The organism is Streptomyces sp. NPDC052301, from assembly GCF_044593395.1.
In the GTDB taxonomy this organism is placed as follows: domain Bacteria; phylum Actinomycetota; class Actinomycetes; order Streptomycetales; family Streptomycetaceae; genus Streptomyces.
In genome coordinates, this window is the sequence record NZ_JBIUBE010000008.1 from 231,873 (window position 1) to 245,582 (window position 13,710).

Annotated in this window: 13 protein-coding genes and 1 riboswitch; of the genes, 4 read left to right on the top strand and 9 right to left on the bottom strand. The window is 69.4% G+C overall.

Features of this window, described 5'->3' with window-relative positions; all coding sequences use genetic code 11:
- The first annotated feature begins 245 nt into the window (after nucleotides 1–245).
- Both cyc1 and ACIHEJ_RS23905 read left to right on the top strand, forming a co-directional pair.
- Complete coding sequence (cyc1, locus tag ACIHEJ_RS23900) at nucleotides 246–1,331, top strand: epi-isozizaene synthase (RefSeq protein ID WP_400138525.1); 1,086 nt, start codon at nucleotides 246–248, stop codon at nucleotides 1,329–1,331.
- A complete protein-coding gene (locus tag ACIHEJ_RS23905) occupies nucleotides 1,328–2,698 on the top strand; it encodes a cytochrome P450 (protein ID WP_400138527.1) in 1,371 nt (456 codons plus the stop codon). The genes cyc1 and ACIHEJ_RS23905 overlap by 4 nt, the downstream gene beginning before the upstream one ends.
- Before the next feature lie 36 nt (nucleotides 2,699–2,734).
- On the opposite strand, the gene ACIHEJ_RS23910 is transcribed toward ACIHEJ_RS23905, so the two are convergent.
- Nucleotides 2,735–3,697: a helix-turn-helix domain-containing protein gene (locus ACIHEJ_RS23910; RefSeq protein ID WP_400138528.1), complete on the bottom strand. Its 963-nt coding sequence runs from the start codon at nucleotides 3,695–3,697 to the stop codon at nucleotides 2,735–2,737.
- 93 nt (nucleotides 3,698–3,790) lie between these two features.
- Here ACIHEJ_RS23910 and ACIHEJ_RS23915 point away from each other — a divergent pair, with 93 nt between their 5' ends.
- A complete protein-coding gene (locus ACIHEJ_RS23915; RefSeq protein ID WP_400138530.1) occupies nucleotides 3,791–3,991 on the top strand; it encodes a hypothetical protein in 201 nt (66 codons plus the stop codon).
- Between the two features lie 30 nt (nucleotides 3,992–4,021).
- On the opposite strand, the gene ACIHEJ_RS23920 is transcribed toward ACIHEJ_RS23915, so the two are convergent.
- From ACIHEJ_RS23920 to ACIHEJ_RS23955, 8 genes are all read right to left on the bottom strand, one after another.
- The gene (locus ACIHEJ_RS23920) at nucleotides 4,022–5,035 is read right to left on the bottom strand and encodes a ribonucleotide-diphosphate reductase subunit beta (RefSeq protein WP_400138532.1); all 1,014 of its coding nucleotides are present in this window, start codon (nucleotides 5,033–5,035) and stop codon (nucleotides 4,022–4,024) included.
- On the bottom strand, nucleotides 5,035–7,392 hold the full coding sequence (locus ACIHEJ_RS23925) for a ribonucleoside-diphosphate reductase subunit alpha (RefSeq protein WP_400138534.1): 2,358 nt from the start codon (nucleotides 7,390–7,392) through the stop codon (nucleotides 5,035–5,037). Before ACIHEJ_RS23925 ends, ACIHEJ_RS23920 begins: the two co-directional genes overlap by 1 nt.
- Nucleotides 7,393–7,537: 145 nt before the next feature.
- Nucleotides 7,538–7,615, bottom strand: a riboswitch (cobalamin riboswitch).
- Nucleotides 7,616–7,692: 77 nt separating this feature from the next.
- On the bottom strand, nucleotides 7,693–8,199 hold the full coding sequence (locus ACIHEJ_RS23930; RefSeq protein ID WP_400138536.1) for a GNAT family N-acetyltransferase: 507 nt from the start codon (nucleotides 8,197–8,199) through the stop codon (nucleotides 7,693–7,695).
- 75 nt (nucleotides 8,200–8,274) lie between these two features.
- Nucleotides 8,275–9,903: a monocarboxylate uptake permease MctP gene (mctP, locus tag ACIHEJ_RS23935; protein WP_400138538.1), complete on the bottom strand. Its 1,629-nt coding sequence runs from the start codon at nucleotides 9,901–9,903 to the stop codon at nucleotides 8,275–8,277.
- On the bottom strand, nucleotides 9,900–10,163 hold the full coding sequence (locus ACIHEJ_RS23940) for a DUF3311 domain-containing protein (protein WP_400138540.1): 264 nt from the start codon (nucleotides 10,161–10,163) through the stop codon (nucleotides 9,900–9,902). The genes mctP and ACIHEJ_RS23940 overlap by 4 nt, the downstream gene beginning before the upstream one ends.
- A 123-nt stretch (nucleotides 10,164–10,286) precedes the next feature.
- Nucleotides 10,287–11,051, bottom strand: coding sequence for a GntR family transcriptional regulator (locus ACIHEJ_RS23945; protein WP_400138542.1), 765 nt, complete (start codon nucleotides 11,049–11,051; stop codon nucleotides 10,287–10,289).
- A 165-nt stretch (nucleotides 11,052–11,216) separates the two neighbouring features.
- Nucleotides 11,217–12,002 carry a glucosamine-6-phosphate deaminase gene (nagB, locus tag ACIHEJ_RS23950; RefSeq protein WP_400138544.1) on the bottom strand — a complete coding sequence of 262 codons (786 nt, stop codon included), beginning with the start codon at nucleotides 12,000–12,002 and terminating at the stop codon, nucleotides 11,217–11,219.
- A 102-nt stretch (nucleotides 12,003–12,104) separates the two neighbouring features.
- Nucleotides 12,105–12,857, bottom strand: a complete 753-nt coding sequence (locus ACIHEJ_RS23955; protein ID WP_400138546.1) for an SDR family oxidoreductase — start codon at nucleotides 12,855–12,857, stop codon at nucleotides 12,105–12,107.
- A 95-nt stretch (nucleotides 12,858–12,952) separates the two neighbouring features.
- Here ACIHEJ_RS23955 and ACIHEJ_RS23960 point away from each other — a divergent pair, with 95 nt between their 5' ends.
- Complete coding sequence (locus ACIHEJ_RS23960) at nucleotides 12,953–13,582, top strand: TetR/AcrR family transcriptional regulator (RefSeq protein WP_400138548.1); 630 nt, start codon at nucleotides 12,953–12,955, stop codon at nucleotides 13,580–13,582.
- Nucleotides 13,583–13,710: the final 128 nt, after the last annotated feature.

The window sequence follows — 13,710 nt, forward strand, 5'->3', positions numbered from 1 at the left end:
CCGGGCGCCTTCGTCGTGTTCGGGATCGTTCGTCCGTGCGTCGTGCAACCGATCCCCTCCGCGGTGCTTGTGATCCTTAATCAGTCACACGAGGGGGGATTCTCGGCACCTCGGGTAGTGAGTGAAGCAAATCCGTTCCCATTGCGGTCAGTTGTGGTGCTGAATGGATGTGCGGGATACGCAACGGCGCACGCCCGGCACAACGCAGGGGTGTGCGCTCCTGGCGGCTGAGAGGGGTTTGTTCTGTGCAAGCTTTCCCACACAGCACCACGGCGACGCCGAAGGCGGTCGCAGTACCACCCTCACTGGCACTGCCGGTGATCGAGTCCGCCTTTCCCCGGCAACTGCATCCGTATTGGCCGCGGCTCCAGGAGAACACACGGCGCTGGCTGCTCGAAAAGCGGCTGATGCCCGCGGACAAGGTCCAGGAATATGCCGATGGACTGTGCTACACCGACCTCATGGCGGGCTACTACATGGGCGCGCCGGACGAGGTCCTGCAGGCCGTGGCCGACTACAGCGCGTGGTTCTTCGTCTGGGACGACCGCCACGACCGCGACATCGTCCACGGCCGGCCCGGCGACTGGCGCCGCCTCAGGCACCGCCTGCACGCGGCGCTCGATGCTCCGAGGCATCATCTGCACCACCCGGACCCGCTGGTCGCGAGTTTCGCCGACAGCGTGCTGCGGCTGTACGGCTTCCTGCCGGGCACCTGGAACCAGCGGTTCGCCCGGCACTTCCACGCGGTGATCGAGGCCTACGACCGCGAGTTCCGCAACCGCACCGAAGGATATGTGCCCGGCGTCGAAGAATACCTCGCCCTGCGCCGCCGGACCTTCGCGCACTGGATATGGACGGACCTGCTCGAGCCGAGCGCCGGCTGTGAACTGCCGGACGCGGTGCGGAAAAAACCCGTCTATCGGCGGGCCGCACTGCTGAGTCAGGAATTCGCCGCCTGGTACAACGATCTGTGCTCGCTGCCGAAGGAAATCGCGGGCGACGAGGTACACAATCTCGGAATCAGTCTCATCACCCATGAGGGGCTGACACTCGAGGAAGCGGTCGACGAAGTCAGGCGGCGGGTCGAGGAATGCATCACCGAATTCCTCGAGGCCGAGCGCGACGCGCTCCGATTCGCCGACGACCTCGACGACGGTACGGTCCGCGGCAAGGAATTGAGCGCCGCCGTCCGGGCCTGCGTCGGCAATATGCGCAACTGGTTCAGCTCCGTCTACTGGTTCCACCACGAGTCCGGCAGGTACATGGTCGACAGCTGGGACGACCGGTCCACGCCCCCGTACGTCAACAACGAAGCGGCAGGTGAGAAATGACCGTCGAGTCCGTGAAACCCCTGACCCCCGAGGTGACGGAGCTCCGGGAGCCGCCCCTGGCCGGCGGCGCCGTACCGGGCCTCGGGCACGGCCTGAAACTGGTCCGTGACCCGCTCGCCTTCATGGCGCGGCTGCGCGACCACGGCGACGTCGTACGCCTCAGGCTCGGCCCCAAGACGGTGTACGCCGTCACCACGCCGGAGCTCACCGGCGCGCTAGCCCTCAGCCCGGACTTCAAGATCGACGGCCCGCTCTGGGAGTCCCTGGAAGGGCTGCTCGGCAAGGAGGGCGTGGCCACCGCCAACGGTCCCCGGCACCGCCGTCAGCGGCGCACCATCCAGCCCGCGTTCCGGCTGGACGCGATACCGAACTACGGCCCGGTGATGGAGGAGGAGGCGCACGCGCTGACCGAGCGCTGGCAGCCCGGACAGACCATCGACTGCACCTCCGAGTCCTTCCGGGTCGCCGTCCGCATCGCCGCCCGCTGCCTGTTGCGCGGCGACTACATGGACGAGCGCGCCGAGCGGCTCAGCGTCGACCTCGCCACCGTCTTCCGCGGTATGTACCGGCGGATGGTGATCCCGCTCGGGCCGCTGTACCGGCTGCCGTTCCCGGCCAACCGGGAATTCAACCGGGCACTGGCCGATTTGCATCTCCTGGTCGACGAGATCATCGCCGAGCGGCGGGCATCTGGTCAAAAGCCGGACGATTTGCTTACGGCATTGCTGGAGGCGAAGGACGACAATGGTGAGCCCATCGGCGAACAGGAGATCCACGACCAGGTCGTCGCGATACTCACCCCCGGCAGCGAAACTGTCGCGTCCACGATCATGTGGCTCCTCCAGGTCCTGGCGGAACACCCGGAACACGCGGAGAAGGTACGGACCGAGGTCGAATCCGTGACGGGTGGTGAACCTGTCGGATTCGCGCACGTTCGCTCACTCACGCACACCAACAATGTCGTCGTCGAGGCCATGCGACTGAGGCCCGCCGTATGGATTTTGACGCGGCGGGCGGTGACCGACACCGCGCTCGGCGGCTATCGCATTCCGGCGGGGGCGGACATCGTCTACAGCCCCTATGCGATCCAGCGCGACGCCCGCTCCTACGACCACCACCTCGACTTCGACCCCTACCGCTGGCTGCCGGAGCGGGCCAAGGAGGTGCCGAAGCACGCGATGAGCCCGTTCAGCACGGGTAACCGGAAGTGCCCCAGCGACCACTTCTCGATGACCCAGCTGTCCCTGATCACCGCGGCGATCTCGGCGAGGTACCGCTTCGAGCAGGTACCCAGCTCGAACGACACCACCCGCGTGGGCATCACCCTGCGCCCGCACGACCTGCGGCTGAGGCCGATGCCCTGGTAGGACGACCCTGGTGGGACTCCTGATACCGGCGCGCGCTCAGGCGGCCTTCGGGCCCCGGAACGCGCGCCGGTAGGCGTTCGGGGTCGTCCCGAGCGCCCGGACGAACTGGTGCCGCAGCGCCGCCGCCGTCCCGAAGCCGGTGCGCCAGGCGATCGCGTCCATCGTCTCGTCCGTCCCCTCCAGCAACTCCTGGGCGCGCAGCACCCGTTGGCGCAGGAGCCACCGGTAGGGAGTGGTGCCGGTCTCCTGCTGGAAGCGGCGGGCGAAGGTGCGCGGCGCCATGCGGGCGCGGGCGGCGAGCTGTTCGACGGTCACCTCCTGGTCGAGGTGCGCCTCCATCCACGCCAGTACCTCGCCGACGGTGTCGCACGGGGCCTTCGGCAGCGGCCGCTCGATGTACTGGGCCTGCCCGCCGTCCCGGTGCGGCGGCACCACCATCCGCCGGGCGATCTTGTTGGCCACCTCCGGCCCCTGCTCCTTGCGCACGAGATGCAGACAGGCGTCGATGCCGGCGGCGGTGCCGGCGGAGGTGATCACCGGGTCCTCGTCCACGTACAGCACGTCCGGCTCCACGTCGAGCCGCGGGTGCCGGCGGGCCAGCTCCTCCGCGTGGTGCCAGTGCACGGCGCAGCGCCGGCCGTCCAGCAGTCCGGCCGCGGCGAGCACGAACACGCCCGAGCAGACGCTGAGCACCCGGGCGCCGCGGTCCACACCGCGGCGCAGGGCGTCGAGCAGCTCGGGCGGGAACGCGCGCGCGTCGTAGCGGTACCCGGCCGGCACGGCGATCAGGTCGGCCGACTCCAGACGCTCCAGGCCGTGCTCGACCTGCAGGGTGAACCCCGCGTTGGCGCGCAGTACCGGTCCCTCGGCCGAGGCGACCGCGAAGTCGTACACCGGCAGGCCCTCGTCGCTGCGGTCGGTGCCGAAGACCTCGCAGACGACGGCCAGCTCGAAGGGGTTCACGCCGTCCAGGAGCACGGCGACCACGTTCTGCAGCATGCTGCCAGTGTGCCTCGACAGTGGCAGTAATTTGAAGGTGTACGGCAGTCCTGCCACTCACGGTAAGCAGCGTCCGGCGCGACAGTGGTGTCTATGACTACCGCACAGACAGAAGGACTGCTCGGAATGATCGCCGTGATCGGGATCCTGGGTCTCCTGGTCCTCCCCGCGGTGATCGGCGTCGTCCACGACAGGATCATCGACCGCCAGATCAGGAGGGCCCAGCGGGAACGGGCGTCCCGGGGTCCGGACCGGTCCCGCAGCCGTCGGGGCACCACCCACTACGCCCGGTGACGGCCGGGCGCAGTGGGTGGTGCCGGGGAATCAGAAGTCCTCGTCCAGGTCGACGGTGCCCTCCACCGCGACCTGGTACGCCGACGGGCGGCGTTCGAAGAAGTTCGTCAGTTCCTGTACGCCCTGCAGCTCCATGAAGGAGAAGGGGTTCTCGGAGCCGTAGACCGGGGCGAAGCCGAGGCGGGTGAGGCGCTGGTCGGCGACGCACTCCAGGTACTGCCGCATCGACTCGGTGTTCATGCCCGGCAGCCCGTCGCCGCACAGGTCGCGCGCGAACTGCAGCTCGGCCTCGACGGCCTCCTCCAGCATGTCGGTGACCTGCTGCCGGAGCTCGTCGTCGAACAGCTCCGGCTCCTCCTTGCGGACGGTGTCGACCACGTCGAAGGCGAACGACATGTGCATCGTCTCGTCGCGGAACACCCAGTTGGTGCCCGTGGCGAGACCGTGCAGCAGACCCCGGCTGCGGAACCAGTAGACGTACGCGAAGGCGCCGTAGAAGAACAGGCCCTCGATGCACGCGGCGAAGCAGATCAGGTTGAGCAGGAAGCGACGACGGTCGGCCTTCGTCTCCAGGCGGTCCAACCGCTCGACCGAGTCCATCCACTTGAAGCAGAACTGTGCCTTCTCGCGGATGGAGGGGATGTTCTCGACGGCCGCGAAGGCCGCCGCCCGGTCGTCCGGGTCGGGGAGGTAGGTGTCCAGCAGCGTCAGGTAGAACTGGACGTGCACGGCCTCCTCGAACAGCTGGCGCGACAGGTAGAGGCGCGCCTCCGGGGAGTTGATGTGCTTGTACAGCGTCAGCACCAGGTTGTTCGCCACGATCGAGTCACCCGTGGCGAAGAAGGCCACCAGACGGCCGATGAGGTGCTGCTCCTCGGGCGTCAGCTTCGCGAGGTCGGCGACGTCCGAGTGGAGGTCGACCTCCTCCACGGTCCAGGTGTTCTTGATCGCGTCCCGGTAGCGCTCGTAGAAGTCCGGGTAGCGCATCGGGCGGAGGGTGAGTTCGAAGCCCGGGTCGAGCAGGTTCTGGTTTCGGGCGGTCATCACTGGCAGGCCTCGCAGGACTCGGGGTTCTCAAGAGAGCAGGCGACCGCTTCGGGATCCGGGGTGGCCTGCACGGGGACGGTGGCCCGGGCGGCGCGGGCGATGCGCGTCGCCGGACGGGAACGCAGGTAGTACGTCGTCTTCAGTCCGGACTTCCAGGCGTACGCGTACATCGAGGAGAGCTTGCCGATCGTCGGCGTCTCCAGGAACAGGTTCAGGGACTGGGCCTGGTCCAGGAACGGGGTACGGGCGGCGGCCATGTCGATCAGACCGCGCTGCGGGATCTCCCACGCCGTGCGGTACAGCTTCCGCACGTCCTCGGGGATCCACGCGAAGTCCTGCACCGAACCGCTCGAGTCGCGCAGCGCCTCACGGGTGCGCGCGTCCCACACCCCCAGGTTCTTCAGGTCCTGCACCAGGTAGGAGTTGACCTGGAGGAACTCACCGGACAGCGTCTCGCGCTTGAACAGGTTCGACACCTGCGGCTCGATGCACTCGTACACGCCCGCGATGGAGGCGATCGTCGCGGTCGGGGCGATGGCGAGGAGCAGCGAGTTGCGCAGGCCGACGGACGCGATCCGGCTCCGCAGCGCCGTCCACCGCTCCGGCCAGGCCAGCTCGGCGTCGTAGTGGTCGGGGTGCAGCACGCCCCGGGCCGTGCGGGTCTTCTCCCAGGCCGGCAGCGGGCCGTTGCGCTCGGCCAGGTCGGCGGACGCCTCGTACGCCGCGAGCATGATCCGCTCGGCGATCCGCGTGGACAGGGCCCTGGCCTCCGGCGAGTCGAAGGGCAGGCGCAGCTTGAAGAAGACGTCCTGCAGGCCCATCGCACCGAGGCCGACGGGCCGCCACTTGGCGTTCGACCGTCCCGCCTGCTCGGTCGGGTAGAAGTTGATGTCCACGACCCGGTCGAGGAAGGTGACGGCGGTGCGGACCGTCTCGTCCAGCCGCTGCCAGTCGATGTCACCGGTCGCCGTGTCGACGAAGGCGCCCAGGTTGACGGAGCCCAGGTTGCAGACCGCCGTCTCACCGTCGTCGGTGACCTCCAGGATCTCCGTGCAGAGATTGGAGGAGTGGACGACATGGCCGGGGGTCGCCGTCTGGTTCGCCGTCCGGTTGGCGGCGTCCTTGAAGGTCATCCAGCCGTTGCCGGTCTGCGCGAGGGTGCGCATCATCCGGCCGTACAGCTCACGGGCAGGAAGCGTCTTCTTCGCGAGCCCGTTGCGCTCCGCCTCCCGGTAGGCGGCGTCGAACTCCTCGCCCCACAGGTCCACCAGCTCCGGCACGTCCGCCGGGGAGAACAGCGACCACGGCCCGTCGGCGTCGACCCGGCGCATGAACTCGTCCGGGATCCAGTGCGCGAGGTTCAGGTTGTGCGTACGGCGGGCGTCCTCACCGGTGTTGTCGCGCAGCTCCAGGAACTCCTCGATGTCGGAGTGCCAGGTCTCCAGGTACACCGCGGCCGCGCCCTTGCGCCGGCCGCCCTGGTTCACGGCGGCCACCGAGGCGTCCAGGGTCTTCAGGAACGGCACGATGCCGTTGGAGTGCCCGTTGGTGCCGCGGATCAGCGAACCGCGGCTGCGGATCCGGGAGTACGACAGTCCGATGCCGCCGGCGTGCTTCGACAGCCGGGCCACCTGGTGGTAGCGGTCGTAGATGGAGTCCAGCTCGTCCAGCGGGGAGTCGAGGAGGTAGCAGGACGACATCTGCGGGTGCCGCGTGCCGGAGTTGAACAGCGTGGGGGAGGAGGGCAGGTAGTCGAGCCGGCTCATGAGCCCGTAGAGCGCGGCCACTTCGTCGACCGCCCTGGCCGTGTCGTCCTCGGCGAGACCGCTCGCCACCCGCAGCATGAAGTGCTGTGGCGTCTCGATGACCTTGCGGGTGATCGGGTGCCGCAGCAGGTAACGGCTGTGCAGCGTGCGCAGGCCGAAGTAGCCGAAGCGGTCGTCGGCGGCCCGGTCGATCAGGCCGTCGAGCCGCTCGGCGTGCAGCCGCACGAACGCGGCGGTGCGGTCGGCGATCAGGCCCTCCCGGTGCCCCACGGCGACGGACCCGGTGAAGGACGTGACGCCCTGCGAGGCGGCCTCGTCCCGGATGGTGAGGGTGAGCAGCCGGGCGGCCAGCCGCGAGTAGGCGGGGTCCTCGGAGATGAGGCCGGCGGCGGCCTCCGTGGCCAGCTCGCGCAACTCCGCCTCGTCGGCCCGGGCGGACCGGCCGCGCAGCGCGGCGGCGGCGACCCGGCCGGGGTCGGCGTCGGGCAGGTCGGCGGTCAGCTCGGTCAGGGTCCGCAGCAGCGCGGCACCGGGACCGTCGGACTCCAGGCCGGTGGCTGAAGCCGGGTCTGCTGGCGCGATGGTCACGTGGGGCTCTCCCTCGCTCGGCACGGGGCCTTGCGGAGGGCAGCGGGCAGCCACGAGCGCACACGGCGCCGCGTCCACCGGCCCACTCCACGAGGCCCGGACGTATCGGAGCACCCGGACCGGACGGCCGGGTGCGCTGTGGGCAGGTCCTCGGACTGGACAGGCGTGCGGATACACGCAAGTACACCGTTGCGGGACAGTTCCGGATTCGCACCGGATTCCCCTGCGGCGACAGCGAGCATGAGCATACATCTAGTGCCGGGCTGTCGTGTCACCCCCAGATGTTGTGTCGCGACGGTCTCAGAGCGTCAACTTGTAGGTGAGGAGGGTGATGTCGTCCAGGTGCGGCAGGGGATTCCAGTCCCGCTCGGGAGTGCGAACGAAACCGAGGCGTGCGTAGATGCGGTGGGCGGTGTGCATGGTCCGCTGGGTCGACAGCACGACGGCCCGGCAGCCGTCGACGGCCCGTGCGCGGTCCAGGCACGCCCGTACGAGGGCCTCGCCGGCACCCCGGCCGCGGGCGGCACGGTCGACGGCGAGCATGCGGATCTCGGCCTCTTGGGGGCCGGCCACGTCGGCCATGGGGCCGCCGGACGGCACGAAGGTGACCCCGCCGAGCAGGGTGCCGTCGTGGACGGCCACGAGGACGTCCGCGGCGGCCGCCCGCTCGGCTACGGCCCTCAGTTCATCGAGGTAAGCGTCGCTCTCCCCGAAGTCGAGGAGGCCGTCCTGGAGGTAGGCCTGGGCGGTGATCTCGCCGAGGGTGCCGTAGTCGCCGGGGGCGGCCCGCCGGATGACGATGTCCATGGCACCGAGTCTGCCGCAGGGGTACGGCGACGGGCCGCCGGATTTCGCTCCGACGGCCCGTGACGCGACGGTTGTCTAGTGACCGGCGCCCGCGGTCGCGGGCGGAAGCTCCACCTCGACCCCCGGGTCTCCGGCGTCCGCCGTGTAGTCGCCCGGCCTGGTCTCGTCGACGCCCTCGGGAGCCTTGACGGCCTTCAGGACGAAGGTGAGGACCACGGTCACGACGACGTTCAGCACGAACGCCGTGAGGCCGATGTAGCCGATCTCGCCGATGCCCGGGATGTCCTTCGCCGAGCCGCCGAAGTGCTTCTGCGTCGGCGAGGCGACGCCGTACGCGGCGACCGTGCCGTACACCATGCCGACCGCCCAGCCGGCGAGCAGCGCCCAGCGGTGGAACCAGCGGGTGAACAGGCCGCCGACCAGGGCCGGGAAGGTCTGCAGGATCCAGATGCCGCCCAACAGCTGGAAGTTGATCGCGACCGTCTTGTCCATGGTGAGGACGAAGACCAGGGCGCCGACCTTCACCAGCAGCGACACGACCTTGGAGACCTGAGCCTCCTGCTTGGGCGTGGCGTCCGGCCTGATGAAGTCCTTGTAGATGTTGCGGGTGAACAGGTTCGCCGCCGCGATGGACATGATCGCCGCCGGGACCAGCGCGCCGATGCCGATGGCGGCGAAGGCCACGCCCGCGAACCAGTCCGGGAACATGTCCTCGAACAGCTGCGGGATCGCCAGCTGTCCGTTGGTGACCTTCACGCCCGCCGCGATCGCCATGAAGCCCAGCAGGGCCAGCAGGCCGAGCATCAGGGAGTACAGCGGCAGGATCGTGGTGTTGCGGCGGATCACCTCACGACTCTTGGAGGACAGGGTCGCGGTGATCGAGTGCGGGTACATGAACAGGGCCAGCGCCGAGCCCAACGCCAGTGTGGCGTACGTCCACTGGCCCGCCTCCGGTGGCGCGAGCGCGCCGCGCGGCTTGCCGGTGGCCGGGTTGACCTGGCTGAACGCCTGCCCCGCCTTGGCGAAGACGTCGTCGAAGCCGCCCAGCTTGATCGGGATGTAGATGATCGCCACCGCGATGACGATGTAGATCAGCGCGTCCTTCACGAACGCGATCAGCGCGGGGGCCCGCAGGCCGGAGGAGTACGTGTAGGCCGCCAGCACGCCGAAGGCGATCAGCAGCGGGAGGTCCTTCACGAACCAGTTGGTGTTCTCGCCGCCGCCGACGCCCATCACGTCCAGCACCGCCTGGATGCCGACGAGTTGGAGGGCGATGTACGGCATCGTCGCGAGGATGCCGGTGAGGGCCACCGCCAGCGACAGCCCCTTCGAGCCGAACCGCCCGCGCACGAAGTCGGAGGTCGTCACGTATCCGTGGCGGTGCGAGACCGACCACAGCCGGGGCAGGAACGTGAAGATCAGCGGGTACACCAGGATCGTGTAGGGCACCGCGAAGAAGCCGGACGCGCCCGCCGCGTAGATCGCCGCCGGCACGGCGACGAAGGTGTACGCCGTGTACAGGTCGCCGCCGAGCAGGAACCACGTGATCCAGGTGCCGAACGACCGTCCGCCCAGGCCCCATTCGTCAAGGGAGTGCTCGTTCTCGGCCCTGCGCCAGCGTGCGGCGAGGAAGCCCATGACCGTGACGGCCAGGAAGAAGAAGATGAAGACGCCGAGCGCGACGCCGTTGACGCCGTCCTTCACTTCACCTCACCGCCTTTCCGGGAGGCGCGGGCGCGCTGGTCGTGCTGCCACAGCTTGTACGCGGTCATGGTGAGCGCGGTGGAGATCAGTACCCAGAGCATCTGGTACCAGTAGAAGAACGGGATCCCGATGAACGCGGGGTCCGTCTTCGCGTACGAGCCCACCCACAGCATCGCCACGAAGGGCGCGACGAGACACAGACCGATGATCACGCGGACCGGTGTCACCACCGGTGGTCTCACTTCTGGTGCTTCGGACATGCCACGGCTCCGTCCCCTCAGCGATCACCTGTGTAATGCGCAGGCAATCTAGGTGACGGTGTCGCGAAAGCGGAAGACCTCGTCCGTATATCGGTATATCGATTCAGCGAACGTCCGGGCCGCCTACTCCACCGGGCGCTTGAGCCTCGCCACGAACTTGTACCGATCGCCCCGGTACACGGACCGCACCCACTCCACCGGCTTGCCCTCGTGGTCGAGCGAGTGCCGGGAGAGCATCAGCATCGGCAGGCCGACGTCGGTGCCGAGCAGGCCCGCCTCGCGCGGGGTGGCGAGGGAGGTCTCGATGGTCTCCTCGGCCTCGGCGAGGTGGACGTCGTAGACCTCGGCGAGCGCGGTGTAGAGGGACGTGTACTTCACCAGTGATCTGCGCAGGGCCGGGAAGCGCTTGGCGGAGAGATGGGTCGTCTCGATCGCCATCGGCTCGCCGTTGGCCATGCGCAGCCGCTCGATGCGCAGCACCCGGCCGCCGGCGGTGATGTCGAGCAGCCCGGCGAGCCGGTCGTCGGCGGTGATGTAGCCGATGTCCAGCAGCTGCGAGGTCGGCTCCAGGCCCTGGGCGCGCATGTCCTCGGTGTAGGAGGTGAGCTGCAGCGCCTGGGAGACCTTGGGCTTGGCGACGAACGTGCCCTTGCCCTGGATCCGCTCCAGCCGGCCCTCCACCACCAGCTCCTGCAGGGCCTGGCGGACGGTCGTGCGGGAGGTGTCGAATTCGGCTGCCAGGGTGCGCTCGGGCGGGACCGGCGTGCCGGGCGCCTGTGTCTCCGTCATGTCGAGCAGGTGCTTCTTCAAGCGGTAGTACTTCGGCACGCGCGCGGTACGGACGGTCGTGCCGGCCTCGTTCTCCGCACTGCTGACGTCGGTGCTCATGCTCTGCCTTCCCGGCTCCGGATGCCGAAAGCGACCGACTGGTATCGGCCACGGCTCACATCGTGGCACGGCTTCGTGTGTCGGAGTCCACCCGCACGCTCCGTGATCTCCCCTATATACCGTTGTCCCCGGTGTTGGTCTAGTCCACAGCCCTCCCCGGCGCGGCTAGATGCCCTGCCACGCGGGCTTGTGGGCATAGGTGTGCCGGAAGTAGTCGGCGAGCTTCAGCTTGGACGCCGCCGCCTCGTCGACGACGACCGTGGCGTGCGGGTGGAGCTGGAGCGCGGAGGCCGGGCAGACCGCCGCGACCGGTCCCTCGACGGTCGCGGCGACCGCGTCCGCCTTGCCCTCGCCGGTCGCCAGCAGCACCAGGTGCCGCGCCTCCAGGATGGTGCCGATGCCCTGGGTGATGACGTGGTGCGGGACCTGCTCGATGTCGCCGTCGAAGAAGCGGGCGTTGTCGACGCGGGTCTGCTCGGTCAGGGTCTTGATCCGGGTGCGCGAGGCGAGCGAGGAGCACGGCTCGTTGAACCCGATGTGCCCGTCGGTCCCGATCCCCAGCAGCTGGAGGTCCACCCCGCCGGCCTCGGCGAGCGCACGGTCGTACGCCTCGCACGCCGTCTGGATGTCCTCGGCCGTGCCGTCCGGGCCGAGGAACGCGTCCATGCCGATGCCGAGCGGCTCCAGCACCTCCCGGCGCAGCACCGACCGGTAGGACTCGGGGTGGTCGGCGGGCAGTCCCACGTACTCGTCGAGCTGCGCTATCCGGGCTCGCGAGGCGTCCACGGCACCGGAGCGCACCTTGGCGGTCAGCGCCTGGTAGATGGGCAGCGGGGTGGAACCGGTGGCCACACCGAGCAGGGCCTCGGGCTTGCGTCGCAGCAGCTGGGCCATGGCCTCGGCGATCAGCTCGCCGCCCGCCGCGGCATCCGGAACGATGACAACTTCCACGCTGGGCCTGCCGTTCTGAAGGGGGCTCTGGGCGTCTATGTGGTTTAGACCAATCTAACAGAATCGGCTTCGCGGGCGCAGGGTCGGGAGAGGGGCCGCTCCTCAGTCGAGGGAGCCTCCCGTCGCGTCCAGCCAGTGTCCGGTGACCCAGCGGCCGTCGTCCGAAACCAGGAAGGCCACCACGTCCGCGATGTCCGCCGGCGTCCCCACGCGCCCCAGCGCCGAATAGGCGGCCGCGCCACGCCATGCCTCGTCGCTCGCGCGCAGCCATGCGGCGTTGACGTCGGTGTCCACGATGCCGGGCGCCACGGAGTTCACCGTGATTCCGCGGGGGCCGAGCACCTTGGACAGGTCCCGGGTGAAGACGTCCAGCGCCGCCTTGGTCATCGAGTAGGCCATGAGCTGGGGCATCGCGGCGGTCCGGGCCAGCCCCGACGATATGTTCACCACCCGCCCGCCGTCCCGCAGCCGTCGCACCCCGAGCCGGGTGAGGACGAAGGGTGCCTTCACGTTCACCGCGAAGAGCCGGTCGTACTCCTCCTCCTCGATCTCCGCGAAGGGCGGGGCGGTGCCGATGCCGGCGTTGTGCACGAGGATGTCGAGCCCGTCCGCGTGCCGGTCGAACTCCTCCCACAGCCGCTCCGCGTCGCCCGGCACTCCGAGCTCCACCCCGATCGCGAACGCCGAGCCGCCGGCCGCCCCGATCGCCGCGACCGTCTCCTTCGCCGCGGCCTCGTCCCTGCCGTAATGCACCGCCACCCGCGCCCCGTCGCGTCCCAGTCGCTCCGCGATCCCGCGCCCGATGCCCCGGCTCGCCCCCGTGACGAGCGCCGTCCTCCCTGTGAGCACGCCCATGACTGCCACCCCTTCGCATTGTCTAGCGGTCGCTACAGAAAAACCGTAACCCGACCCGGCGACATTTTCCTAGGGGGCGCTATAAAATTCACTCCATGGTGCAAGCGCAGGACACGACAGCGCAGGCCGGGACGGCCAGGACACGCGGCCGGCCGCGCTCCTTCGACCGGGCCACCGCCCTGGAGAAGGCGCTCATGGCCTTCTGGGAGCGTGGCTACGAGGCCACCTCGGTCTCCGACCTCACCCGGATCATGGGCATCGGGGCCCCCAGCCTGTACGCGGCCTTCGGGGACAAGCGGACCCTGTTCGAAGAGGTCGTCCGGGTCTACGGCGCCACGCACGGCGCCTTCACCGACCGCGCCCTCGCCGAGGAACCCACCGCCCGCGCGGCCGTCCGGCGGACGCTGCGCGAGGCCGCCGCCGAGTACACCGACCCCGCCCACCCCTACGGCTGCCTGGTGGTGCACGCCGCCACCAACTGCACCAGCCCCGAGGTGGAGGAGCTGCTGCGCGACCAGCGCAACGCCAACATCACCGCCCTCGCCGCGCGCATCCGGGCGGACGTCGCGGCCGGCCTGCTCCCCGCCGGCACCGACGCCGCCGCCCTCGCCCGGCACACCGGCGCGATGATCCAGGGCATGTCCCAGCAGGCCCGCGACGGAGCGAGCCGGGAGGAACTGGAGGCGGTCGCGGAAATTGCCATGTCCATCTGGCCCCACGACTGACCCGGGCGGGCTAGGCTTCGTGGCATCGGGTGCCACTGCTTCGTCGGCGCACGTCCGCGCCAGGGACAAGGCCCGTCAAACCGGGGCCGCGGCCTCGCGGTAAGCACCATGGACATGCCTACGTGGTC